Origin of the sequence: Anabaena sp. 4-3, from assembly GCF_001597745.1 — a bacterium.
Classification (GTDB): domain Bacteria; phylum Cyanobacteriota; class Cyanobacteriia; order Cyanobacteriales; family Nostocaceae; genus Trichormus.
The window spans coordinates 85,006-109,071 of sequence record NZ_LUHJ01000039.1 but is presented as its reverse complement, the minus strand read 5'-3'; the positions used below and the strand labels follow the sequence as shown (position 1 = coordinate 109,071).

Here is a 24,066-nt window from a genome sequence, read left to right as displayed (position 1 = left end):
AATTAAAAGTTCAGGAAGCACATCCCTGAACTTTTATCACTTAATTATCTAAACTCTGGTATTTTTCCTAGCCCAAGCTGTTCGCCGCCAAAAAGTAATAAACAAGGCCGCAGAAATTAACGCGCCTAAGTTCCATTTTACAGAACTCCTAAATAAACTCAGCCGACCAGCAGATTTACTGGTTTCCACTTGCGTTTTTAGCTGCTGTTTGGCTTGAGTCAAACTTGAAGCAATTTGGTTTTTGAATTCTTCCGGGTTTCTACCATTTAATGAACCACCTTGACTTCTCAGCAGATTTTCTATTTCTTGAGGTGTAGCTTCACTCAGTCTTTTTTCTAGTTGATTAGCTTGGGACAATTGCTGATTATATTGGTTAGTAATTTGATTAGTATTATTGTTATATAGCCTAATCGTGTTCACCACTCCTAACGGCACTAACAAGATATACAATAATCCCACTAACAAAGTTAAGTAAGACAACAATGCTAAAAAGCGTCTTTCCCATGCAGATCGCTTTTCTAGTTTCCCTGAAAAAACAAATACTAGCCCAATTAAAGGTACAGCAACCCGTTCTACTATTCTCCCCATTGTTTGAAATTCCCAACCAGGGTTCATAAAGTTGGGTGGAACGAATGCCTCAACTAAATCAACAAACGCCAGTAGCAGCATCCCATAACCAATGGTTCGCAACAGGCTGATAAATTCTAATGAAGAATTGAGAGATTCTACAGAATTTTTTAATTTGGAAAACTCTGTTTCTAATGCTTTGGAAAACTCAAAATCAGTCATACATTTCAGAATTTTTCAAGATTTGTATTGGATATAATTCCAGGCTTAGGAAATCTAGGTTGCCACCAATTATACCAAGCAAACCAAGCCTGCTCTAAAATTTCATAAGTATTTTCTGGCGAAGAATTGTGTAAAGGTATAGACAAATGTGACCAAAGACAACGCTTATCTATGAGTGCTTCATGCCCTTGCAATACGGGCAGTAATCGGTCAAAACTAATGCCATTAAAATAAAGGTTATGTCTATACTGTGCATGAGTGAAGGTGCTACCGCCTTGTGGGTTAATACACGCACTCAGATAGGCTTGTTGTTTATCTACCCCTACACCGTAATAGCCTAATCTTTTATGGTAACGCAGGATGCTTGAGGGCTTGATAGCGGTGTATTTTGTAATTAAAGCATCAATATCTCCATGATACAAATTTTGCAAATAACGCATTTCTATGGACAAGGTTAGACCATTATTTGTATATTGATAACTCTTTTGAGATAACAGTTGTTGATACTTTTCTACAGGTGGTTCTGTTGTATGAGAAGATTTAAATCGCCATTGTGGTAAAGGTACTGCTTCAGGAAAAGTAAAAGCTCTGTTCTGCGGTTGCCCAAAATTTGGAAATATAATCAGTAATCCAGAAACTAATATTCCTGCGCTAAAGGTTAAATTTAAAAAGTGAACCCGAAAATTTTTCCAGTACATTGCCTTTAGTTATTTACATTTTTGATTTTTGACTTGATTCCTGCTAAGTATAAACCAACAGAAACAACAAAAAATAAAAGCAGTAATCGTCGAAAACAATAGAGAACCATCACCTTCATGCCAGTAATTAAATGCTTGTTGATCACCTTGTGCTACTAAAATAGCCATAAGGCAAACACGTATTGCATTGATAATAAATGCGAGGGTAGCAGCTAGCAATGGTACGATAATTTTTTGCTTTAAACTTAGCTCAAACATGCACAAAAAAAGCACTGCTAAACTCAAAGTATCTAATATAAGAACCATACCGGAGCAGCCACTATATACTTTTACTGACCCTGTAGGTAAACTAAGAATAACTCCAGAAATACTGATATCAAAACCTGTGTACCAAAGCAATATAGCAGCAAATTTAGCTGTAATAATCGATATATCAATACTTTGAATTAAAGGTATGAAGGTGCGTAGGCTAAAAAAGGATATTGTCAATAATTCTAGCCAGTAATGCTTTAATCCTTGAAAACCAGAAGCTAGCAAAATCAATCCCACAGCAGATATAAAAGGGGAGAGTGCCAATAAAACAGTAAAATTTATCTTATATATACTATTGATAAATACAAATGCAATCAGTAAAAAACCTAAAGTGCTAGCAAGAAAACCACTTTCTAAATTTAAGCTATGGCGTTTTTCTTGCAGCAGAGACCAGATATTTGCACAAAACAAAATAAATAGACAAACGCTGACAGAATCTTTCTCCCTCCAAAATAAGCTGAGGTGAATGGCTATTAAGCTGGCACCGATTCCTATTAGTAAGAATTCGGGATTTTTAATTGATATTTTTGTTCTTGGTTTTGTGTGTTCCATTTCAACCTCACGGTAGCTGTTGGTTACAACTTTGATGTCGTCAGATTTTTGGCATAAAATGTCATGCGATCGCCTCCGATACTGGAAGCTGAACACCCGCCAAATTACAGGGGTAAATTATCAACTGGATGGAACACACTGGAACTGAACAAAGTAAGCCTACCAGATAGAATCCAGCCGTAATGGCAGGAAAAGTAGACTACTGGCTTAACTACATCAATTCAATCCTCTATCTATAGATGGGATTATTTGAAATTTATGTAGCATCTTCTAGATAACCATAATCTGATGAACGCATCAGTGAAATTTCGGTAAAATCCTGGAGTCCAATTTTAAAGACCAAGAATACACAGTAGAATTCAAGTGTCAGGAGCTAGTAGGCTGCGGAAACCCCTAGCTCGTGTCAAGTACAATAGGCTAGATATATTGCTTTGCGCCCTAAGTTTTAGTCTTGGCTCAGAAGCAGTTTTCCTGTAGATACTGCCAGCAAATACCCGCCATAGTCTGACATTTGAGTGATGTAACCAGTTCAATCTAGAAGTACCTGTGGGGTAAGCCAACCATCAAAAATCACAATTCCTAAAATATCGCCCCATATCCCCGCCAATTTTTATCTTGATTTCTTGGGTGTGTTGTAAGATACTCAATCTACAGTTAATGACTGAATATCACCTCAGTTTTAGGGCGATAAATTTTTGATATTGCAGAGGAACAGAAATGTCGTCATTTGAATACCCTCAAGATTTGAAATATTTGGATACGCATGAATATGTACGGCTAGACGGGGAAATTGCCACTATAGGCATTACCGAGTTTGCCGTAGATCAATTGGGCGATGTGGTATTTTTAGAACTGCCAGAGATTGGCGACTTGATTACCAAAGGAGAGACATTTGGCTCAATTGAATCAGTCAAAGCCGTCGAAGACTTGAATGCACCAGTTACCGGCACAGTTATAGAACGCAACGAAGCTTTAATTGCATCCCCTGAAGCAGTTGCAGATGATACCTATGGCGAAGGTTGGTTTATTAAAGTACGCGTCAATGATCCTGATGAAGTCAATGATGCGTTGACGGCGGATGAGTATCGCGCCGAGGTGGAAGGAGAGTAGGGAGTAAGGGGAGTAGGGGGAGATGAGGAAGCTCTTGATTAGGGGAGCAGGGGAGCAGGGGAAGCGGAGGGAGAAGAACTTTTACCCAGTCAACAGTCAACAGTCAACAGTCAACAGTCAACATTCCCTATTCCCCACTAGATGAAATGTGAATAAATCGATAAACTACTCCGACTTGTCCCATGTATTTATTGCAAAATATGAATTAGTAGCGTCTGGAGTTTAAGTTTGTGGTATTGTTTACCTCTATTTCTCAGTCTAGTGATGAGCTATATGCCAAGGAAGGCGATGGCTACGCCCGCCGCAGGCATCGCCACTCCCTAGACAAAAAAAATCAAACTTTAAGTAATTTTATACAAAGACATATAGGCCCTAGTGCTGAAGATATCCAGCAAATGCTTGAGGTATTAGGTTTCTCCAGCCTAGATGACCTCATTGATCAAACAGTACCCACAGCCATCCGTCTCAATCAATCGCTACAGTTACCAGCCGCACAAACTGAGTACGCCGCATTAGCAAAATTAAAACAAATTGCTGCTAAAAATCAGGTGTTTCGCTCATACATAGGCATGGGTTATTACGATGCTATCACCCCCCCTGTCATCCAGCGAAATATCCTAGAAAACCCCGGTTGGTACACCGCTTACACCCCTTATCAGCCAGAAATTGCCCAAGGACGGCTAGAGGCACTGCTGAATTTCCAAACTATGATTATTGAATTAACCGGGTTGGAAATTGCCAACGCTTCCTTATTAGATGAAGCCACAGCCGCCGCCGAAGCCATGAGTATGAGTTACGGTGTATGCAAAAATAAAGCTAACGCCTATTTTGTATCACGGGACTGTCATCCCCAAACCATTGACGTGTTGCTCACCCGTGCCGCACCCTTGGGGATTGAAATTATCATCGGCGACCATCAAACCTTTGATTTTACTCAAGCAATTTTTGGGGCAATTCTACAATACCCCGCCAGTGATGGCACTATCTACGACTACCGCGCCTTTATTGAACAAGCCCATACTCAAGGTGCATTAGTCACAGTCGCCGCAGACCCCTTAAGTTTAACTTTACTCACACCCCCCGGTGAATTTGGGGCTGATATTGCGGTTGGTAGCACCCAACGCTTCGGTATTCCCTTGGGCTTTGGCGGCCCTCACGCCGCATACTTTGCTACCAAGGAAGAGTATAAACGGCAAGTTCCAGGGCGTATTGTGGGTGTATCTAAAGATGTTCACGGTAAACCCGCCTTACGTCTCGCCTTACAAACCCGCGAACAACACATCCGTCGGGAAAAAGCCACCAGTAATATTTGTACCGCACAGGTGTTACTAGCAGTGATGGCGGGTATGTACGCCGTCTATCATGGCCCAGAGGGATTAAAAAATATTGCCGAGAATATCCACCAGCTAACTGTAACTTTGGCAGATGGTTTAAAGCGACTGGGTTACAAAATTAGTTCCGATTATTTCTTTGACACCCTGCGGGTAGAATTAGTTAAACAAAATCTAGAAGCGATTAAAGCAGGTTGCCAAGCCCGAAATATTAACTTGCGAATTTTCGATGATACGGCTGTCGGTATCTCCCTAGATGAAACTACCACCCTAGAAGATATTATCGACCTCTGGCAAATTTTCGCTGGTCAAGATGACTTACCATTCACCCCAGAAGAATTATCATCTTCCTCCCATATCCCCCTCCCCCGGACTAGCGTTTACCTAACTCACCCCGTCTTCAACCGCTATCATTCAGAAACAGAGTTACTGCGTTATCTGCACAAGTTAGAAACCAAGGACTTATCTTTGACTACATCAATGATTCCCTTGGGTTCTTGTACGATGAAGTTAAACGCCACTGCCGAAATGATTCCGGTGACATGGGCAGAATTTGGCAAGATACACCCCTTTGCACCACCATCACAAACACTGGGTTATCAAATTCTTTTCCAACAACTAGAGGCTTGGTTAGCAGAAATTACAGGTTTTGCGGGAGTTTCGCTGCAACCTAATGCGGGTTCGCAAGGGGAATATGCAGGGCTGTTAGTTATTCGTCATTATCACGAAAGCCGGGGAGAAGCCCACCGCAATGTTTGTTTAATTCCCACCTCAGCCCACGGTACAAACCCAGCCAGTGCGGTAATGTGTGGGATGAAGGTAGTAGCTGTTGCCTGTGATGCTGATGGTAATATTGATGTTGATGACTTAAAAGCCAAGGCAGAAAAACACAGTCATGAACTGGCGGCGTTGATGGTTACTTATCCCTCAACTCATGGGGTATTTGAGGCAGCCATTCAGGAAATTTGCGCTGTAGTTCATACTCATGGTGGACAAGTCTACATGGACGGGGCAAATATGAACGCCCAAGTGGGTATTTGTCGTCCTGGGGATATTGGCGCAGATGTTTGTCACCTGAACTTACACAAAACCTTTTGTATTCCCCACGGTGGCGGCGGCCCTGGTATGGGGCCTATTGGTGTTGCTGCCCATTTAGTACCATTTTTACCAGGACATCCGGTATTGGGGACTGGGGAGAAACAACCCAATTCCGAATTTGGTGCTGTGGCGGCTGCACCTTGGGGTAGTGCGAGTATTTTGGTGATTTCTTGGATGTATATTGTGATGATGGGGGCGGCTGGGTTGACGCAAGCTACTAAGGTGGCAATTCTCAATGCTAATTACATCGCCAAGAAATTGGAAAGTTACTATCCGGTGTTGTACAAAGGGCAGAATGGTTTAGTTGCCCATGAGTGTATTTTAGATTTGCGATCGCTCAAAAAATCCGCCAACATCGAAATTGATGATATCGCTAAACGCCTGATGGACTACGGTTTTCACGCGCCGACAGTCTCCTGGCCTGTAGCGGGGACAATTATGGTTGAACCCACAGAAAGCGAATCTAAAGAAGAATTAGACCGTTTTTGTGATGCGTTGATCGCGATTCGGGAAGAAATCGCCGCCATTGAATCAGGTAAAATGGATGCTCAAGATAATCTCTTGAAAAACGCACCCCACACCGCCGAAAGTCTCATCAGTGGCGAATGGACTCATCCCTATTCCCGTGAACAAGCCGCCTATCCTGCACCGTGGACACGCGAACATAAATTCTGGCCTATTGTTGGGAGAATTGACGCAGCTTTTGGTGACAGGAATTTTGTCTGTTCTTGTCTACCAATGGAGGCTTATAGCTAACTAGCAATTCCAAATTCACAAATTTGTTTGTAGTAAGGACTTTAGTCCTTGCTTTGACTACGCAAACACGCATCAGGACTAAAGCCCTCTCTACAAACTGAAAATTTTAGGCGATCGCACCATATTTTAACGTGAGTTCGACAGTTGGAAAAAACCCCTCTCCAAACCTCTCCCCTACCAGGAGAGAGGCTTTAAAAGCTAAATTTTTTGTAGAGATTACACAATATTTTAAGCCCCTCTCCGTGTCGGAGAGGGGTTGGGGAGAGGTCACGTTGTTGGGTTCAGAATTCACGCATAGCCTGCGGCAAGGCTTACGCCACCGTAGGCAAGGCTTACGCCTACAAAATTCAAAATTCAATACCAAATATCTCATTAACGCTAATATTGACATCGGGAAAGCCGGGAATTGATAAAATTTGACCGCCAGAAAAAGTTTTAATATTTTGATATCCTGTGGCTGTTGGTTGTTGATAAACTTCGACAACTTGGGCGTTAATATCTACTAAACAAACTTCAATTATATTAGCTTCTGCATATAAAGGGATTTTCTCTTCCCGGTCATATAAAACAGTTGAATCAGCTACTTCAATTAGTAAGAAAATATCTTGAGGTTGGGGGTGTGCAGTTGCATAAAAATCATCACGGGGTTTGAGTAAAACGACATCTGGCTGAGGTTCTGAATTATTGTTTAAAGTCACAGGATTTTGAGCAGAAACTATCACCCGTTTACCCAACAACTGCGCCAACAAATTAATCAGACGATTTACACAAGCAGCGTGTTTTGTCCCAATGGGTGACATTTCGATAATCTCTCCCCGGATTAATTCTACTCGCTCATCCTCTGTGAGAATTCCCGACTCAACCATTTTGTGGTATTGCTCAACTGTGAATTTCCGTCTTAATAACTGCACAGTCATTACCACCTCCACTGTCTGTTATATTTTAATTATGGAGTAAGCAAGGCTGAGAAATTATCTGTAATCGGTTTTTATCATTGAAATGAATGGGCGATGTCTACGAAGATGCTCCTGATAAGCACCTCTGGGAAGCACAAAAAAACGCAAAAGTGTTTCTGAATTAAATCAAATTACAGACAACTCAACAAATAACTTTCTCGTTACTCTCTGCGTCTCTCTTGCCTCGTGGGTAAACCTTAAAATTTTTATTTTTAAATATTCCGCTAACGATATGCTTCTCTTAAAAATTGTGCATAATTTCCTCGGACTGTCATTGTATGGGGATGGGCTATACCCAGAGTTCGCTCACAAATTACTAAAGCTTGCTGATAAAGGGGTTCAGCTTCTTTGTAGCGTCCTGTATTTTTATATACTACTGCCAAATTATTAAGGATAGATGATACATCATGATGATTTTCTCCCAGTAAGCATTTTGTCCCTTCTAAAGCTTGCTGGAACAATGGTTCAGCTTGACTGTAGCGTTCTGTATCAAGATATAATGCTGCTAGATTGTTCAGGCTAGATAAAAAATTGGGATGATTTTCTCCTAGCAAGCATTTTGTTAATTTTAAAGCTTGCTGAAACAGGGATTCAGCTTCGGAGTAATGTCCTATGTCAAGATATAATGAGGCTAAATTGTTTAGAATACTAGCGATATCGGGATGATCTTCTGTTAGGAGACTTTTCCTGAGTTCTAAAACTTGCTTAAACAAGTCTTCTGCTTCCTCATAGCGTCTTATTGAATGATAGAGTTCTGCCAAATCATTCATACTAGCAGCGACATCGGGGTGTTCTTCTCCTAACAGGTGTTTTCTGAGTTGTAAAGCTTGGTTAAAAAAGTCTTCGGCTTTCTCGTAGCGTCCTAATAAATGATAGAGTTTTGCTAGATTGTTCATACTAGCTGCAACATTGGGGTGTTCTTCTCCTAGCAACCGTTTAAATACTTCTAAAGCTTGCTGGCATAAGATTTCAGCTTTACAGTAGCTTCCCATAGAACGGTAGAGTCCTGCCAAATTGTTTAGAGTAGTTGCAACATGAAAATGTTCTTCTCCTAGTAAGCGTTTAAATAGTTCTAAAGCTTCCTGAAACAAGTCTTTGGCTTCGCTGTAACGTCCCATAGATTCATAGACTAAAGCTAGATTGTTCAGGCTAGTAGCGACATGGGAATGTTCTGAACCAAGACGAAGTTCAACCACTTTTCGACACTGGCATAACCAGAGTTCTGCTTCTTCATACAATCCTTGCCCTTGATAAAACCAGGCTAATCCATGAGAAAGCCTGATGAAGTCTTTATTGGTGATGCAGTCAGTTAGGTAATTAACTACTTCCGCCAAATGAGGAATCATGGGAGTGAGTTGTTGAATCAAACCACGGATAGGCTGTTGGGGGATTTGCTTCGCTACTTCTACCATCTGTGCAGCAAAAACTGTCTTCACCTCATCCGCCTGGCTGGACTCATTCAACTTCATTTGGAAATATTGCCGAATTAGTGGATGTAAACGATAAATTCCTTGACTTGGGCGTTGTAATAAATGTAGTTTTCGCAAATCAGCAATGGCTTTCTCCCGAATTTCTTGCTGTTCATCATCTGCTATTTCCTCCATGAATAAAGGAATGTCAGCCAAAGCATATAAACTTAGCCAATAACCAAGATTTTTGGCATTCTCATCTAATTGTTCCCAACTCAAATCAAAAGCTTCAGCCACACCGTATTCATAACGCATCAACGGGTTAGCCTTAACCATTGCTTCATGTTCCAGCCGCTTTTTCTCTAGGCGTTTCAACAGAGTTTGCAGTGATAAATCTGGCATTGTATCCAGATATCGTCCCACCAACTCTAAAGCTAAAGGCAAATATCCCAAGAATTTACAAATTTTTCTCGCCACCCAAGGCTCATTTTTTAGTCTGTCTCTCTCCACCAGCAACTTTAATAATTTCATCGCCGCCAATGGGTTGAGAACACCCAGGCTTAATTGTGACAGAGTTCTATCAAACCCCAAGCGAGTTGTGAGCAACACTTTAAACCTTGATGATACCGAAGATAGATAAGGCTTGACCTGGGTTATGTAGTCTGTGACATCATCAAACACCAGCAAAACATCTCCCGCATCCCACCTATCCCAGCAATATTTCACCCTATCCGCTAATTCCCAATCTTCCGGTGCGATAAATTTAAATTTCGATTCCGCAAATCTGAGAATTTGAATCTTCACATCAATACCCTGTGCGGATAACCAGCAAACCCCACCAGGATAATTTGATAAGTTCTGTTGAGCATACTGGGTTGCGAGTTCAGTTTTCCCCACACCGCCCATACCCGCCACCGCCACAATCGCCACTTGCTGAGATTGTTGTATCATCTCGTGCAGTTTTTCCAGTTCCGCCTCCCTTCCCACAAATCTTTCCCAAGGAACAGCCGCAGGAATATTGTGATGAATTTGTTTTATAGGCTGGGTATGAGGAACACCGTTATATTTTGCTGTCAGGTAAGCCTTTAATGTTGCAAACTTTCTTCTGCTTTTAGGGTTTTTTAAATCAGAACACTTTTCGGAGAATTTAGCATACACCTCAGTCATCAGCTTTTTAAAAGCATTATGCTCAATTCCGATTTTTTTGGCAATTTCTTTCTCACTTTTACTTGAGTTTTCAACCTGCAACCTCACTAAAAAGGCTTCTGTTTGCTTTGGGGATAACTCATGAGTGGCAGATTCTTGTCTTAAAAACTCATCCCATTGCATAAACAGCCTGAAAAATTTTGCTTACTTCTACTTATCTTCTACTTGTTTCTACTTTATCTCTATTTCTTAGGAATTTACTGTATTGGCGGGCAGAAATACGATTTACACAGTCAAGTTTTTCACTAAGTTCGCCATGAATAATCTTCTAAGCACTTCTACCAACTCCCAACCATCTATCCAAACCTCTCGGTTAATTCCCCCATCTCCTCCAGCTATTGAAAATCCCTCTGCTTGGATGCGTGACGGGTACAGTCCGACAGAAATCATTCTGGCTACAGCAATTTTAAGTTCCTTATTGATGGGAGGAATTGCAACTGTGATCTTCGCCATGACTGGGTTAGTCAAAACTGTTGCCATAGGAACGGTAAACGACATTAGCCGCAATAAAAAGTAAGCAGAAGAACCTAACCCCCCTAACCCCCCTTCCCGACGCGGGAAGGGGGGAACAAGAAATTTACTCCCCTCTCCTTGCAGGGGAGGGGCTGGGGGAGGGGTCAAATCTCAAATCTTAGCTGAGGTTGTAGGTTGGGTTAAGCGCAGCGCAACCCAATTAGGATATTGGTGTTGGGTTTCCTTGCGTCAACCCAACCTACATACAGCAAATTTGATCTGAGTGAAGTAGATAAGGGCGGGCAGGATGCCCACCCCACAAGATTTATGATGATATTAAATGCTGACCTCATTTATCTGTACAGTGCTGTAATTTAATGGTTTTGGCGATAACTGAATTGGTATTACTTTATAAATCACTTCTAATTGCTTGCAGTTCTTCTCTGATAGACAGAGGTTTATACCCCAATGCAAACGCCTTTGAACTATCTAAAGAAACGTCTGCTGGCCTTGGTGCTGCCATTTTTACATCTTGTTGACGACAAGCTTTAAGTCCAGTGTCAGGAAGTTGCAAAACTTCAACTAAAAGCTGCCCAAATTCATAACGAGACATTCTTTCTTTTCCGCCTAAGTGAATAATTCCATTCACTTTTTCTAATGCCATTAATAACCCCTGCGCCGCAGTTTTGGCACTGGCTGGTGTGCGAAATTCATCGATAAATAATTTGAGTTCTTTTCCTGCTTTTAAAATTTCAATAAATGGCTGAATAAAACTTGTGGCTGTGGGGGTAGCATTGCCAAACATTAAGGGCATTCTACATACTGCTGTCATGGGATATCTTTCTAACATCCCTGTTTCTGCTAAGACTTTTTGTTCACCATAAATACTTACAGGACAGACTGCATCTGTTTCTTGATAAGGTGCATTTAAACCATCAAAAACTAAGTCGGTTGATGTAAATGCACAAGGTATGGTATAATCTGCACAAAGTCCGGCAAGATTACAGGATGCTGTCACATTAATTAGATGTGATTCTTCGGGATGAATTTGACAAAAGTTGGGTTGCGATCGCGCGGCTGTATGAATCACTCCATCTGGTTTAATCTCTCTAAATATCTGTTGCAGTTCCCTAAAATTTGTTAAGTTTAATTTAATTGTTTTAATCCCAGGAATTTCTATATAATTAGAGTCATAAGTTGCGTAAACTTGCCAATTCTGTTGAGCTAGTTGGCACAGATGCCACCCTAAAAAACCACTAGCTCCCGTGATTAAAAGTTTTTTCATATCGATATTTAAAATCACTGAGTCACCAACTCTAACCCCTAACCCCTGGTTTTATTGCATCAACTCTTGAAATTGCTTATGACTACGCAACTGATTAAAATCTGGATCAGTTTTTGCTAACTGTTGGTACTTTTTGGGGTTAAGTTGAATAGCTTTTTTTAAGTGGGTGATAGCTAATCCAACATTATTTTGTAAGGCATAGGTACAAGCCTTATTGTAATAGGCATCGGGTTTATCTGGTTGGAGAGCGATCGCTTGCTCATAAGAGTTTAACGCATCTTGGTAGCGTTGCAATTTTGTCAACGCAATCCCGCGATTAATCCAAGCTGCGGGCTTTTTGGGTTCTAGGTTAATTGCTTGATTATAAGCTATGATAGCACCTTGATAATCTTGCAGAGTGATTAACACATTACCTCGGTTATACCAAGCTTCATCCTTATCTGGCTGGAGAGCGATCGCTTGATCATAAGATGAGAGAGCATCTTTATATTTTTGCAACGATGCTAAGGCATTACCCCGATTAATCCAAATATCTGCACTCTCTGATTTGATGGCAATAGCTTGATCATAGACTGCGATCGCATCTTGATAACGTTGCTTGTCAAATAAAAGATTCCCTTGCAGAAATAAATCCTCTGCTTTTTGGCCATCCTTTACCTCTGTAAACACCTGGGAAACATTAATTTCCTTTACTACTTTCTTTGTATTTTCGGTTGATGAGTTTACCCCATCACTACATCCCAATACAAAAAAAGGAATAAAACTACAGGCAACTAAGCAGTGTCGCCAAATCATTCTGCACCCATAGAACTCATACAGCAATGTTAAAACTACCCATTTGATGAAATCGTATCTGTTCTCACGAATGTTATTAGATAGTTTTGTGCATAATTTAACAGTTAACTCCGCTAATGTTAAAAAACTGTTTGTCGTCAAAATGTACCATATTGTCTTGATGAAATCAAATTTTTACAATAGACTCAAACTAAAAAGTAGTGAAAATACTGGAAAAAGTCATTAGTTATTAGTCATTGGTCATTGGTCATTAGTTATTAGTTTTTCTCCCCTGCTCCTCTGCTCCTCCGCTCCCCTGCTCCCCCTGCTCCCCACTCCCCGTGTATTAATTAATCCCACTGGGGCAAAATAGAAGACATGACGATTGAATCTAATTCCTCCAAACCACCAACTCCAGAATCTATCCCTGAAGATGATTCCCAAGCAAATGACTTTGATGGTGCAAAAACATCAGAAAATCAGCTAACGCCTGGAACACTAGCCGCCCAACAAGCCCTAGCTGCAATTTCGTCTTTACAATCGCCGCAGAATACAGCAGCTTTACAACAAGCCCGTTCTAGTTTCTCACAAAGCCCGAAATTTCAATTAACAGTCAAGCCCAGGGCTTTATTGATTACTGTAGTGGCGATCGCCTTGACTTTTCTGGGTATTATTCTCAATAACTGGATTATCGGCGCAATCGGGACAATCTTGGCGTTACTGTTATCTTTGGCGATACTTGCGCCTTGGCTACAATATGTAATTAATGCCTGGTTTACTACTCAAGATAGAAGCGTATTTGTCGCCTTGCTGGGACTGATAGTAGCACTGATCGGCACATTAAAGTTTAGCGGGTTAGGCGATCGCTTACTAATATGGGGAAAACGAGTCAACTGGGAAGCATCGGGAACACTAGCGGAATGGTTTGGGGCATTAGGTCAAATTCTGATCGCCATAATTGCGGTTTACGTAGCGTGGCGACAGTATGTCATCTCCAAAGACTTAACAATACAGCAAAACCTGTTAACAGTTCAGCAAAACATCATTACCCAACAACAAACCATAGATTCTTACTTCCAAGGCATATCTGACTTAGTATTAGATGAAGAAGGACTATTAGAAGACTGGCCACAAGAAAGAGCGATCGCTGAAGGACGCACAGCCGCAATTTTTAGTAGTGTAGATGGTAGTGGGAAAGCCAAAATCATCCGCTTCCTTTCCCGTTCCAAATTACTCACACCCTTAAAACGCGATCGCCGCTTAGGTAGAGCCATACTCAACGGTATAGGTGGTTACGAAGAAGACCGATTAGAAGGTGTGCGCGTCATAGATTTAGGAGTCATGCTAGCCGCCGCCGACTTATCCAACACAGATTTACGCTGGACAGACCTAAGCGAAGCCAACCTTGTCCGGGCTAACCTTAGTGGTTGTGACTTAATCAAAGCCAACCTTTCCCGCACCATCTTATACGATGCTAACCTCAGTGGTGCTGACCTAAATGGAGTACGCCTATTTTATGGCTCACCAGAGAAAGCATCACCCCGCAGCCGCAACCAACCCCCAGATTACCAAACCGGGGAATTTACCGGGGCTGTCGTCGAAAATGCCGACTTTAGCAACGTACAAAGAATGTCAGAATCTGCGCGTCAATACTGCTGTGCGTGGGGCGGAGAAAAAACCAGAGGCACAATTCCCGGAGGTTGTGAAGGAATTCCCAATCAACTAGGAAGATAATCACAACACCAAACAAATCTCCTCAAAAAAACTCCGCGCTCCTCCGCATTTACCTCCGCGCGACGGCAGTCGCTACAAGTCTGGCGACCGAACGCGCTGCCTCCCCTCCGCGTTTAATCAATTAGCCTGCGTCAAAATTTCCACCCCATCCTCAGTAACAACCACAGTATGCTCAAACTGAGCCGATAATTTGCGATCGCGCGTTACTGCTGTCCAACCATCACTCAACATCTCCACCTCATAAGTACCTTCATTAATCATCGGCTCAATAGTAAACACCATACCCGGACGCAAACGCTTACCTTTCCCCCTTGTTCCATAGTGGGGAATATCCGGGGCTGTATGAAAAATACGGTTAATACCATGTCCGACAAAATCACGCACCACAGAAAAACCCTGCGCTTCTGCATACTCTTGAATAGCTGCGCCAATATCACCAACTCGCGCCCCTGGTTTTACCTCGGAAATACCTAAGTAAAGACACTTTTCGGTAACTTCTACCAGTTTTTGTACCTTTGGCGCAGCATCACCCACAATAAAAGTCTTAGATGTGTCACCGTGGTAGCCGTCCACAATTGGTGTCACATCAATGTTAATAATATCGCCTTCTTTGAGAACCTGTTTAGCATTGGGAATGCCATGACAGATGACTTCATTGATACTGGTACAAATTGACTTAGGAAAACCCCTGTAACCTAAAGGCGCGCTTTTTGCTCCCTGTGCTTGTGTCCAACGTTCCGCCTCATCGTTGAGTTCCAGAGTTGTCACCCCTGGCTTAACCATTGGCTCAAGATGCTGTAATAGTTTAGCTGCCAAGCTTCCTGCTTGCCGCATTTTGTCTATTTCTCGTTGGGATAAAATAACGATTGGCTCGGTTGTCATGAACTTTTATTGAAAGTATCTGTCACAAAATATCGTTAAACCAGTCTGTGCGGCTCTTTGGGCAGCATCAGCAACTTTTAAAGTATATAAACTTTCCTCTGGAGTGACATATAACGGCGTACCATCATAGAGATGATCTAACACCATCGTAGTATCTTTGGCGAATAAGCCGCGACGAGTTCCTACTTCTATGGGTGTGGTTTCTCCAGCCTGGATAAAAAATCCTGTATCCCCATCAAAAATTAAACCACCATTTTCACCATGAACTTCAAATTTTCGTTCATACTGCCATAAACTTTCGCCTTTGCCATAAATCACCTGTGCTAACAAACCACTTTTAAAGCACAGTTGAGTTGTACAAAAGCAAGTTTGGTAATAGTCTGGTTCGGTTTCCCAGTATCTTTGATGACAGTTAACTGAGAAAACTTCACCAAATAAATCTGTGAGTCGATGTAAGCGAGATAACGCCCCAATCAAGGGAAAACCGAACATTTCATGATGATATGTCCATTTGCGGGGTGCAGGATTTTGGGGGTTGATGGTGCTGTATCGTACGTAAAATAAATTACCAACTTTGTCTAAGTTTTGCTTTAAAGCTTGATGCAAGCCGCCTAACAGTTCAATATGTTCAACGTGGAGTAATTTTTGCTGTGTTTTTGCTAAAGCAATTAGGGCTTCTGCTTCTGCGACATCTACGGATAAGGGATATTCTACAACTACGTGTTTCCCTGCTAAAAGTGCAGCACGAGCGATCGCTCCATGCTCACTGTTAATTGTGGAGATGATTACCAAATCTAAGTCTGCTCGTTGTACTAAATCTTGCCAATTAGCCACCACCTCAGCCTGGTAGTTTTGAGCAAAACTCTGGGTTTTTTCCGGTGTATTACCCACCACAGCCACTAAATGCGATCGCTCATCTTGTACTAAAGACTCTGCTCGTAGTTTTGCTGCATATCCAGTACCAACTAAACCCACACGCACTGTTGTTTTTCCCAAAGCTGCCTCTGAATTATACCTAAATCCTCACCTCTTGAAGCTTCTGAAGCTGCCTCAACGGTAAACCTCTGGCGCGAACACCAGAGAAATTATCTAAAAAAATTATGTTATTATTTTAAATTATATGTTTTTATTATAGTAACACTTGAGATTCTCCCACTATATAAAAAAAACTTATTATTATCTCATAACTAAATCTCATTACTAATCGTGATGGATTTCGAGTTACATAATTTAATTTTTCTCGTAGTATCAGAATTAAAGCAAATTTGAAACAACGGCTCATCATGCAAGAATAGCCGCTAGCTATGCCTTGCGAAAAATTAGTTACTGCCGTTTGCACAAAGAGAGGATTACTAAAATGGCAACTTACAAAGTTACACTGATCAACGAAGAAGAAGGTACAACCACCACCATTGATGTAGCCGACGATGAATTCATTTTAGATGCTGCTGAAGAGCAAGGTTATGATCTGCCTTTCTCCTGCCGTGCTGGTGCTTGTTCTACCTGTGCAGGTAAAATCGTGTCTGGTACCATTGACCAATCCCAGCAATCTTTCTTAGGCGACGATCAGATCGAAGCTGGATATATACTTACCTGTGTAGCATCTCCCACTTCTGATGTTACAATTTACACTCACAAAGAAGAAGAACTCTACTAAGAGTTAGACATCTTCATCAATGACCGGAGTCAGGAATTCTGACTCCACATCCAATTTTAATGATATTGAGCAAAGGATTCACTAGCTACTACCCTGAACTTCTGAAGCTCCTGAATCTGGTGAAACTGTCGAAAGGGTAATTTTCGGGGCGAAAGCAGGAGAAAATATCGAAAAAAACTGGTGTCAATTTCTCAATATTAGTTTTTTCCATAACAGCATTCGAGAATCACTATAACCATAAAAAAAACTTATTGTTATTCAGTAACTCAATCTCATTACTAATGATGGTGGATTTTCTGTTACATGATTTAATTTTTCTCGTAGTATCAGGATGAAAGCAAATTTGAAACAACGGCTCACTCCGCCAGAATAGCCGCTAGCTATACTACGGAAAAAATTAGTTACTGCCGTTTTCACAAAGAGAGGATTACTACAATGGCAACTTACAAAGTTACACTGATCAACGAAGCTGAAAATCTCAACAAGACCATCGAAGTAGCCGATGACGAATTCATTTTAGATGCTGCGGAGGAACAAGGTATTGATCTGCCAGCCTCCTGCCGTGCTGGTGCTTGTTCTACCTGTGCAGGTAAAATCGTCTCTGGTACAGTTGACCAATCCCAGCAATCTTTCTTAGACAACGATCAGATCGAAGCTGGATATGTACTCACCTGTGTGGCATCTCCCACCTCTGATGTCGTGATTGAAACTCACAAAGAAGAAGAACTCTACTAAGAGTGAGACATCTCAATAATTAACCAGATTGACAATCTCCGCCCTTAAAGGGCGGGGATTCTTCAAAATTTAATTTCCTCATTCAGCAGTTTAATTTGCGTTCCAGGATAATAAAACTGCAAAATTCTGTCAGTAGACCAACCTAACTTGGCTAAATTTTGCGCGCCAGTCTGACTTAAGCCTACACCGTGTCCTAAACCACCGCCAATAAAAGCGAATCCCCATAACTCTGATTTACCTTTGTTGAGTGGCTCGATATAAAAAAATGTACTGGTAGGTGCAGCAAAGGCACTACGCACTTCGTCTTTTTGTAGTGTAAATATGCCAAGCTCAGTTTTTACCGCCAGTTCGAGAATGCGTCCACTGGGACTACGCTTAGTAATAGCCATAGATTCAATAGTCTGAAAGTTGGCATAAGGGCGGTTTTTAGCGCGTAAAAATTTCTGCAAATGTTCGATAATCTCATTTAAAGGTGTTTCTTTAGACCAGCGAAACACATTCCAGGTGCTTTCGTTAAATCCTTGTCTCAAGTTAATAAACTCTCGAAAGTTTTTTTCGTCTGCGAGACTCTGCTTTGATAAGTCCCAGGAATTATGGGGTTTATCGACTACAGGGCGTAAATAAGGACGATCCTCTCCGTTCCACACATCACTAAAGTAAGCAGTTACACCGCCAGTAGTCGAAGAATAAAGGGCATCCGCTAGCTGATTATTATAGGTGAGTACCTGGCCTCTGGTGGCAGCGATCGCCTGATCGGTTCTGGGATGGCTTCCAGACAGGCCATAATAAACTTGACAATGGGTGGTTGCACACAACTGGTAGTTGTCAACCGCAAATCTATGTAAATTTCTTAAAGCGTAAGTCCGTGCCAAAATTGCTTGTGCTTCTAGGGAAGCTTTCGGGGCTGTGGTACCTATTTCGTGGGGAACAACACCGCGCAAATAAGTTTCTAAAGGTACTTGATTAACTAAAGTATACGTCCCATAGGCATTGGGCTGAAAATCTATTCTGCCGGCATAAACTCTGTTTTTATCGAGTTTCTCGCCTTTTTTCACCCGAATTAAATTTTTGATTGTACTCACCTCGACATTTTTGGGGCTGTAGCGGTTGCCATCTACTACCCAACTAACTCGCGGTACTTGAGATAAAACCTGGGTGTCAACATAAGCCGTTTTATGCCCCTGAGCTTGTACGCTTTGCAACAACAAACGCCGCAGTAAATGAGTATCGTAAACATCCCGTTTCGCCCAAACTTGCCAACGATGTGGCTGGGCAATTTCTACCTTTAACCCCTGTTTGCGCCACTGGTTAGCACTATCTTCAGCAGTTTCGTAGGTGCTATACGTCCCTAAAACCAACACCTCTGCAATTTCTGGTTGGGGTACAGCTTGCATCACTGTTTCTAGCTTCACCGGGTTTTGAGTAAAAATAATTTGCTCTTTGCCACCCTCTTGAAACTCTAATTTTAAGCGATCGCCTGTGGTCGGTTCTAGTTGCAACTTGTCCGTCGCTTTCCCACCAAATCGCTGTACAATCCCAACTTCCAGTTCTAAATCCTTAACCTTGTCCTCCGACGCTGATGCACCTGTCAATCCCAACAAACAGAATGTCATTACTACAGTGTAGGAAAAACGGTAAAACGGATATTTAATTTTTGCCAACTTCTTTCCTACTGTATTTTTGGCTGGTGGCAATTGCTTGATAGTGTGTTGCTTGTGTTGCATGATTGCTCCAATAATACTCTTACCGTTTTTGCTCTCAGATTAGTTGCAAAACGTAGTCATAATGAGTATGATTTACTTAGAAGACAAAACAGAATGCAGGGGGTTGACTCCTCATGGTTAGGGTACAAGAAATTCCATTAAATCAAATTCGGCGGCCGTTGCCCCGGAGCAACGATCCCAACAAAGTGCAAGCCTTGATGGAATCAATAGCAGCCATTGGACAGCAAGAACCCATAGATGTCCTAGAAATAGATGGACAGTATTATGGCTTTTCTGGTTGCCATAGATATGAAGCTTGCCAACGTTTAGGTAAAGAAACCATTGTAGCCAGAATTCGCAAAGCTCCACGGAGCGTATTGAAGATGCACTTGGCATAAGGCATGGGGAATAGGGACTCTTGGGTGGGGGTTGGGGAAATATTCAGATCCTGATCTGAATCTTTAAGGGTTAATCTGAATCTCACACCTAATTCCTGCTATTTCCTTCCAATCCCCAATCCATCATTACTCAATTAGGAGAAAAATCATGTCACCTGAAGCCACAATTAAAAATATCAATATTGGCATAGATGAAGACAGCAGGGCGAAAATTGCTGAGGGTTTGTCTCGGTTGCTAGCTGACACGTATACACTTTATCTCAAAACTCATAATTTCCACTGGAACGTTACCGGGCCAATGTTCCAAACACTACATCTGATGTTTGAGACCCAGTATACAGAATTAGCCTTAGCTGTTGACTTAATTGCTGAGAGAATTAGAGCCTTGGGTTATCCCGCGCCAGGAACTTACAGCGAATATGTCAAACTCAGTTCCATTCCCGAAACTCCGGGTGTACCTAAAGCTAAAGACATGATTCGCTTGCTAGTGGAAGGACAAGAATCGGTAGTTCGCACTGCACGCTCAATTTTTCCTGTGGTTGACGAAGTGAACGACGAACCCACCGCCGACTTATTAACTCAACGGATGCAAGTACATGAAAAAACCGCTTGGATGTTGAGAAGTTTATTGGAAGAATAGGGAGTAGGGGAAATTAGGGGGATGAGGCAGACAAGATAGAATTTATTCTGAATACCTAGTTCCCATTCCCCAATTCCCAATCTCCTATGTCCGATTACAATCAAAAGCTGCAAAACTTAATGCAGCAGGTAGGTATTTCTAGTTTTAAAGCCCTGAGTCGTGCTGCTGGTGTTTCTGAACGGCAAATATTGCGGCTACGACAGGGGAAACTAGAGCAGATGCGGTTGGATGTATTACTGAAGCTATCGCAAGTCTTACAGATACCTTTGAGCGAATTAGTAGCCAGTTTTTTAGTGTTGAGTCCTGAGTATCAAGTATCAAGCGTACCAGCAGGACAAAATCATCACTCCTCAGTTCCCAGTCCCCAAGAAATCGCTGATTTAAAACAAGAATACGAGCGATCGCAATTACAACTCCAGCAACAGCGAGAAAGATTACTGCAAGAATTCCAGCAATCGAGCTTGCAACTACTGGAGTCTTTATTGTTACAATGGCCGACAGCAGCAGTCAAAGCGCAAGAGAACCCGGAACTAACAGCCGTCAAAATTTTACCCTTAGTACAAAAACCTTTAGAAAAATTATTACAAGCCTGGGGAGTGCAGGCGATCGCACCCGTAGGAGCAGAACTACCCTACAATCCCCAACTGCATCAATTACTGGAAGGCAGCGCACAGCCAGGCGAAATAGTCAAGGTTCGCTATACAGGCTACCTACAAGGTGATAAGTTACTTTATAGAGCTAAAGTCAGTCCTATTTTGTAAATATTGGGGGTGGGGATTTGGCGAAGTCAACTATTAATTTTTTGTAGGTTTTAGGATAGCTGGTGGGGAAAAATAGGTTTTTGGCACAAAGGATACAAAATTATTTTTTGAATTTAAGTTATGTTGATAGCTCTTACTTCATCTACTTTCATGACAACTTATTGATGCTGATGAAAATTGTATGTCAATATAATTTTACAATAGTAATAGATGTGGGATATTAGTTAAAATTATAGACAAAATTTTATCATCCATCTAAATCTTGATCTAGTTGAATTTTTACCCCTAAAAGATACTTGTTGCTATATAATGTTGGCAACGTTAGTTTGCCATCTAACTAGATTTTTGTTAAAACTACCATGAATCAGCCAGTCAAAGTCATTAAACTTGCCGGAATTATTAATGCTGGAAATTCTTTAGAATTGCGCGAGAGTATCACGCAACTTCTAGACAGTGGAGCGAAAATTATTTTAGTTGATTGTCAAGAAGTAACTTTCATGGATAGTTCTGCTTTGGGGGCGTTGGTGTTGGCTTTCAAAAGTTTAAAAGCAGCCGGGACGGATTTATTTCTCTGTTCAATTAATCAGCAAGTCAGGATATTATTTGAACTAACGGGAATGGATAAAGTTTTTGAAATATTTAATAGTGAAGATGACTTTAATCAAGCCATACTGTCTAAAAGTTAATTAATCAAATTTGATTTGCAAAATTGATAAATCATCTTCAAATGTACCTTTGGAGTTCAAAGCCTTGAGATAATTTAATATATGATCAAGTTGATAATCAACAGTATGATGTACACTGGCGAGTATCTGAATAAAAGCGTCTAGACTCCAGAGTGTGCCATCTGGTTGATTGATTTCATAAGCACCATCACTAAAAATATAAAGACTGCTGGACTTTGGTACATCACAATCAGCATCAATATACTTTGCTTCTGGAAACATACCTACTGGCATACCAGGAGTTCTTAAAATTTGAACTTCCGTGCTAGTTGGGGATGTTCCAGATATTAATATAGCTGGTGGATGTCCAGCACTGGCATAAGTTAGCTGTCGTGTGACTCGGTTATAAACTCCATACCAAATAGTAAAGTATTTGTCATTTTGATAATTCATTTGGAAGGTTTCATTTAAACCTTTCAAGACATCACTCGGTTGATAATAGTTGAGATTTTTCAGCGCACGGGAACGTAATAAATTTAGCACGGAAATGGAAGGGAGAGTAGCTTTTAGTCCATGTCCGGCTGCATCTAGTAAGTATATAGCCAGAGAATCTGCATCTAACCAGTAGTAATCAAAACAATCGCCACCTAGTTGCTGAGAAGGAATAAAGCAGGAGTTAATAGTAAAAGGTGTGCGGATGGGTTCAGGTAAAAGCGATCGCACATAGTCTGCTGCTTCTTTAAATTCTGCTTCGAGGCGAAGTTTTTGACTCTGCAAATCTTGACTTAATTGATGCAGTCTCAATCCGGCTCTAACTCTGGCTTGCAATTCATGTTGTTCAATCGGTTTAGTGATAAAATCATCAGCACCAGCATCTAAACCCTTGACACGATCAGCTACCGAATCTAAAGATGTGAGTAGAATAAAAAAAGTCGTAGATAATTTAGGATCTGTCTTAATTCGGTTACAAACTTCTAAACCATTCAACCCTGGCATAATCCAATCACAAATGATTAATGCAGGTTGATAAGACATAGCTTGAGTAATGCCTTCCTCACCGTTACTAGCGGCAACTACCTCATAACCCTGTTTTTGCAATATTCTTTTGAGTAGTGTTTGGATAGATAAGTCATCATCAATAACTAAGATTTTAAACATAAAAAGTTTTAATAAATATCTCTGACAAATTAATCATAAAAATATAGGTTGAGTATTATGACGAATATTGATAATACTCAACTACGTCTAATTATCTGTGGATGGCATCAAATTGATTCCCCGTTGCCAGTTTATAGTGCTGAGAGGGGATTCAACCACAACAGTAAAGAGCGTTTTAGTTGGTTTAAGTCACGATATACTTCTTGTTTAAACCATTGTCCCACAGCATCCCAAGGGGTGAAAGATGTACCTGTTTGCCATTTAATATCTTGACCTAACGGTGTCGTGTGCGTTCCTGGTAAGATTTGGGTTGTCACCATCTCTGGAAAGCGTGTTTGTAAGATTTTAGTTAAAGCTGCTGATTGATCAAGGTTATCGTTATTAAACTTGATTAATAAGTTGCGACGAATATTATACTGTTCCTGTACTAACTTGTTAGTTTCCAGTGGCGAGGGAGTAAATTCAATCATCAAGGTAGAATTGAACTGTTCCACTAAGGGAATAGCATCCTTAGCGGCATAGTTATTAAAGGATATTAAAATATTACCCGCTCGTTCTACCGGAAATAGACTACCGATGAGTAAATGCAGTTTACACCCCATACTATGTCCGAGTCCATAGGTGGGAAGGTAAAGCTTGCGGAGTGCGCCAGAGTCGTGTAGTCGTTCTATAGTGCGATCAAAGTTGAGTAATACAGATTGAGCGATCGCAATATGATCTAAAGTATTCACAAAAGGCGTAGCAATAATGACATATCCTTTAGCTGCTAAGTGTTCGAGTAGCCAACGATAAGTCAGGTGAGGTGCAGTAGCGACAAACGCACCTCCCAAGAAATGGATAATACCGACGGGTTTGGGGGGGATGAGTACCCAGTTACCTCTAATTTCTTTCCAATCCATGCCTGTAGGCGATCGCTTGATTTACACTTCTTTATATTAAACTGTTAGTTGCGGATTGGAAGAGATTGGCAAAACATCTTGACTTTGTGCTGGCTGATCTACTAT

General features: G+C 41.2%; 22 protein-coding genes. 10 read left to right on the top strand and 12 right to left on the bottom strand.

Annotated features, from left to right (window positions below; translation table 11 throughout):
- Window positions 1-48: 48 nt before the first annotated feature.
- The 3 genes from A3775_RS11140 to crtA are packed head-to-tail and all read right to left on the bottom strand — an operon-like array spanning window position 49 to window position 2,351.
- Window positions 49-789 carry an HpsJ family protein gene (locus A3775_RS11140; protein ID WP_066424961.1) on the bottom strand — a complete coding sequence of 247 codons (741 nt, stop codon included), beginning with the start codon at window positions 787-789 and terminating at the stop codon, window positions 49-51.
- A gap of 5 nt (window positions 790-794) precedes the next feature.
- A complete protein-coding gene (locus A3775_RS11135; RefSeq protein ID WP_066424959.1) occupies window positions 795-1,487 on the bottom strand; it encodes a cyanoexosortase A system-associated protein in 693 nt (230 codons plus the stop codon).
- A 9-nt stretch (window positions 1,488-1,496) separates the two neighbouring features.
- The gene (gene crtA, locus A3775_RS11130; RefSeq protein ID WP_066381179.1) at window positions 1,497-2,351 is read right to left on the bottom strand and encodes a cyanoexosortase A; all 855 of its coding nucleotides are present in this window, start codon (window positions 2,349-2,351) and stop codon (window positions 1,497-1,499) included.
- A gap of 717 nt (window positions 2,352-3,068) precedes the next feature.
- On the opposite strand from crtA, the gene gcvH reads away from it, so the two are divergent.
- On the top strand, window positions 3,069-3,461 hold the full coding sequence (gcvH, locus tag A3775_RS11125; protein ID WP_066381177.1) for a glycine cleavage system protein GcvH: 393 nt from the start codon (window positions 3,069-3,071) through the stop codon (window positions 3,459-3,461).
- 353 nt (window positions 3,462-3,814) lie between these two features.
- Window positions 3,815-6,646 carry an aminomethyl-transferring glycine dehydrogenase gene (gene gcvP / locus A3775_RS11120; protein ID WP_231866991.1) on the top strand — a complete coding sequence of 944 codons (2,832 nt, stop codon included), beginning with the start codon at window positions 3,815-3,817 and terminating at the stop codon, window positions 6,644-6,646.
- 347 nt (window positions 6,647-6,993) lie between these two features.
- On the opposite strand, the gene A3775_RS11115 is transcribed toward gcvP, so the two are convergent.
- Both A3775_RS11115 and A3775_RS11110 read right to left on the bottom strand, forming a co-directional pair.
- Entirely contained in the window at window positions 6,994-7,563 is a 570-nt protein-coding gene (locus A3775_RS11115) for a Uma2 family endonuclease (protein ID WP_066381173.1), read from the bottom strand.
- Between the two features lie 263 nt (window positions 7,564-7,826).
- Window positions 7,827-10,340, bottom strand: a complete 2,514-nt coding sequence (locus A3775_RS11110; RefSeq protein WP_066424952.1) for a tetratricopeptide repeat protein — start codon at window positions 10,338-10,340, stop codon at window positions 7,827-7,829.
- Between the two features lie 133 nt (window positions 10,341-10,473).
- Between A3775_RS11110 and A3775_RS23535 the strand changes: the two genes are divergently transcribed.
- A complete protein-coding gene (locus A3775_RS23535; protein WP_082803719.1) occupies window positions 10,474-10,734 on the top strand; it encodes a hypothetical protein in 261 nt (86 codons plus the stop codon).
- Between the two features lie 345 nt (window positions 10,735-11,079).
- Here A3775_RS23535 and A3775_RS11100 read toward each other — a convergent pair whose 3' ends face one another.
- Window positions 11,080-11,955 carry an NAD(P)-dependent oxidoreductase gene (locus A3775_RS11100; protein WP_066381167.1) on the bottom strand — a complete coding sequence of 292 codons (876 nt, stop codon included), beginning with the start codon at window positions 11,953-11,955 and terminating at the stop codon, window positions 11,080-11,082.
- A gap of 51 nt (window positions 11,956-12,006) precedes the next feature.
- On the bottom strand, window positions 12,007-12,750 hold the full coding sequence (locus A3775_RS11095) for a tetratricopeptide repeat protein (RefSeq protein WP_066381165.1): 744 nt from the start codon (window positions 12,748-12,750) through the stop codon (window positions 12,007-12,009).
- Window positions 12,751-13,107: 357 nt separating this feature from the next.
- Here A3775_RS11095 and A3775_RS11090 point away from each other — a divergent pair, with 357 nt between their 5' ends.
- Window positions 13,108-14,463 carry a pentapeptide repeat-containing protein gene (locus tag A3775_RS11090; protein WP_066381163.1) on the top strand — a complete coding sequence of 452 codons (1,356 nt, stop codon included), beginning with the start codon at window positions 13,108-13,110 and terminating at the stop codon, window positions 14,461-14,463.
- A 117-nt stretch (window positions 14,464-14,580) separates the two neighbouring features.
- On the opposite strand, the gene map is transcribed toward A3775_RS11090, so the two are convergent.
- Window positions 14,581-15,345 (bottom strand): type I methionyl aminopeptidase, encoded by a 765-nt coding sequence (gene map, locus A3775_RS11085; RefSeq protein WP_066424948.1) that lies wholly within the window; start codon window positions 15,343-15,345, stop codon window positions 14,581-14,583.
- Window positions 15,346-15,351: 6 nt separating this feature from the next.
- Window positions 15,352-16,341, bottom strand: a complete 990-nt coding sequence (locus A3775_RS11080) for a Gfo/Idh/MocA family protein (protein WP_066381157.1) — start codon at window positions 16,339-16,341, stop codon at window positions 15,352-15,354.
- A gap of 361 nt (window positions 16,342-16,702) precedes the next feature.
- Here A3775_RS11080 and A3775_RS11075 point away from each other — a divergent pair, with 361 nt between their 5' ends.
- Together A3775_RS11075 and A3775_RS11070 are read left to right on the top strand one after the other, a co-directional pair.
- The gene (locus A3775_RS11075; RefSeq protein ID WP_066381155.1) at window positions 16,703-17,002 is read left to right on the top strand and encodes a ferredoxin; all 300 of its coding nucleotides are present in this window, start codon (window positions 16,703-16,705) and stop codon (window positions 17,000-17,002) included.
- 435 nt (window positions 17,003-17,437) lie between these two features.
- Window positions 17,438-17,737 carry a ferredoxin gene (locus A3775_RS11070; RefSeq protein ID WP_066381153.1) on the top strand — a complete coding sequence of 100 codons (300 nt, stop codon included), beginning with the start codon at window positions 17,438-17,440 and terminating at the stop codon, window positions 17,735-17,737.
- A 62-nt stretch (window positions 17,738-17,799) separates the two neighbouring features.
- Here A3775_RS11070 and A3775_RS11065 read toward each other — a convergent pair whose 3' ends face one another.
- Complete coding sequence (locus tag A3775_RS11065) at window positions 17,800-19,461, bottom strand: SpoIID/LytB domain-containing protein (protein ID WP_066381151.1); 1,662 nt, start codon at window positions 19,459-19,461, stop codon at window positions 17,800-17,802.
- 113 nt (window positions 19,462-19,574) lie between these two features.
- On the opposite strand from A3775_RS11065, the gene A3775_RS11060 reads away from it, so the two are divergent.
- From A3775_RS11060 to A3775_RS11045, 4 genes are all read left to right on the top strand, one after another.
- Complete coding sequence (locus A3775_RS11060; protein WP_066381150.1) at window positions 19,575-19,838, top strand: ParB N-terminal domain-containing protein; 264 nt, start codon at window positions 19,575-19,577, stop codon at window positions 19,836-19,838.
- A 148-nt stretch (window positions 19,839-19,986) separates the two neighbouring features.
- Entirely contained in the window at window positions 19,987-20,478 is a 492-nt protein-coding gene (locus A3775_RS11055; protein WP_066381148.1) for a Dps family protein, read from the top strand.
- Window positions 20,479-20,564: 86 nt separating this feature from the next.
- Window positions 20,565-21,239 (top strand): nucleotide exchange factor GrpE, encoded by a 675-nt coding sequence (grpE, locus tag A3775_RS11050; protein ID WP_066381146.1) that lies wholly within the window; start codon window positions 20,565-20,567, stop codon window positions 21,237-21,239.
- A gap of 359 nt (window positions 21,240-21,598) precedes the next feature.
- Window positions 21,599-21,925 (top strand): STAS domain-containing protein, encoded by a 327-nt coding sequence (locus A3775_RS11045; RefSeq protein ID WP_066381144.1) that lies wholly within the window; start codon window positions 21,599-21,601, stop codon window positions 21,923-21,925.
- Here A3775_RS11045 and A3775_RS11040 read toward each other — a convergent pair whose 3' ends face one another.
- Together A3775_RS11040 and A3775_RS11035 are read right to left on the bottom strand one after the other, a co-directional pair.
- Window positions 21,926-23,062 (bottom strand): PP2C family protein-serine/threonine phosphatase, encoded by a 1,137-nt coding sequence (locus A3775_RS11040; RefSeq protein WP_066381143.1) that lies wholly within the window; start codon window positions 23,060-23,062, stop codon window positions 21,926-21,928.
- Between the two features lie 131 nt (window positions 23,063-23,193).
- Window positions 23,194-23,961, bottom strand: coding sequence for a DUF1350 family protein (locus A3775_RS11035; RefSeq protein WP_066381142.1), 768 nt, complete (start codon window positions 23,959-23,961; stop codon window positions 23,194-23,196).
- Between the last annotated feature and the right edge of the window lie 105 nt (window positions 23,962-24,066).

What these genes read in the sequence shown, in the direction of transcription:
- A3775_RS11035 (WP_066381142.1), bottom strand. Translation starts at nt 23,961, where the DNA reads ATGGATTGGAAAGAAATTAGAGGTAACTGGGTACTCATCCCCCCCAAA.
- grpE (WP_066381146.1), top strand. Translation starts at nt 20,565, where the DNA reads ATGTCCGATTACAATCAAAAGCTGCAAAACTTAATGCAGCAGGTAGGT.
- A3775_RS11090 (WP_066381163.1), top strand. Translation starts at nt 13,108, where the DNA reads ATGACGATTGAATCTAATTCCTCCAAACCACCAACTCCAGAATCTATC.
- A3775_RS11140 (WP_066424961.1), bottom strand. Translation starts at nt 789, where the DNA reads ATGACTGATTTTGAGTTTTCCAAAGCATTAGAAACAGAGTTTTCCAAA.
- A3775_RS11115 (WP_066381173.1), bottom strand. Translation starts at nt 7,563, where the DNA reads ATGACTGTGCAGTTATTAAGACGGAAATTCACAGTTGAGCAATACCAC.
- map (WP_066424948.1), bottom strand. Translation starts at nt 15,345, where the DNA reads ATGACAACCGAGCCAATCGTTATTTTATCCCAACGAGAAATAGACAAA.
- A3775_RS11055 (WP_066381148.1), top strand. Translation starts at nt 19,987, where the DNA reads ATGTCACCTGAAGCCACAATTAAAAATATCAATATTGGCATAGATGAA.
- A3775_RS11110 (WP_066424952.1), bottom strand. Translation starts at nt 10,340, where the DNA reads ATGCAATGGGATGAGTTTTTAAGACAAGAATCTGCCACTCATGAGTTA.
- A3775_RS11065 (WP_066381151.1), bottom strand. Translation starts at nt 19,461, where the DNA reads ATGCAACACAAGCAACACACTATCAAGCAATTGCCACCAGCCAAAAAT.
- A3775_RS11075 (WP_066381155.1), top strand. Translation starts at nt 16,703, where the DNA reads ATGGCAACTTACAAAGTTACACTGATCAACGAAGAAGAAGGTACAACC.
- gcvH (WP_066381177.1), top strand. Translation starts at nt 3,069, where the DNA reads ATGTCGTCATTTGAATACCCTCAAGATTTGAAATATTTGGATACGCAT.
- crtA (WP_066381179.1), bottom strand. Translation starts at nt 2,351, where the DNA reads ATGGAACACACAAAACCAAGAACAAAAATATCAATTAAAAATCCCGAA.
- A3775_RS11040 (WP_066381143.1), bottom strand. Translation starts at nt 23,062, where the DNA reads ATGTTTAAAATCTTAGTTATTGATGATGACTTATCTATCCAAACACTA.
- A3775_RS11060 (WP_066381150.1), top strand. Translation starts at nt 19,575, where the DNA reads ATGGTTAGGGTACAAGAAATTCCATTAAATCAAATTCGGCGGCCGTTG.
- A3775_RS23535 (WP_082803719.1), top strand. Translation starts at nt 10,474, where the DNA reads ATGAATAATCTTCTAAGCACTTCTACCAACTCCCAACCATCTATCCAA.
- A3775_RS11100 (WP_066381167.1), bottom strand. Translation starts at nt 11,955, where the DNA reads ATGAAAAAACTTTTAATCACGGGAGCTAGTGGTTTTTTAGGGTGGCAT.
- A3775_RS11135 (WP_066424959.1), bottom strand. Translation starts at nt 1,487, where the DNA reads ATGTACTGGAAAAATTTTCGGGTTCACTTTTTAAATTTAACCTTTAGC.
- A3775_RS11070 (WP_066381153.1), top strand. Translation starts at nt 17,438, where the DNA reads ATGGCAACTTACAAAGTTACACTGATCAACGAAGCTGAAAATCTCAAC.
- A3775_RS11045 (WP_066381144.1), top strand. Translation starts at nt 21,599, where the DNA reads ATGAATCAGCCAGTCAAAGTCATTAAACTTGCCGGAATTATTAATGCT.
- A3775_RS11095 (WP_066381165.1), bottom strand. Translation starts at nt 12,750, where the DNA reads ATGATTTGGCGACACTGCTTAGTTGCCTGTAGTTTTATTCCTTTTTTT.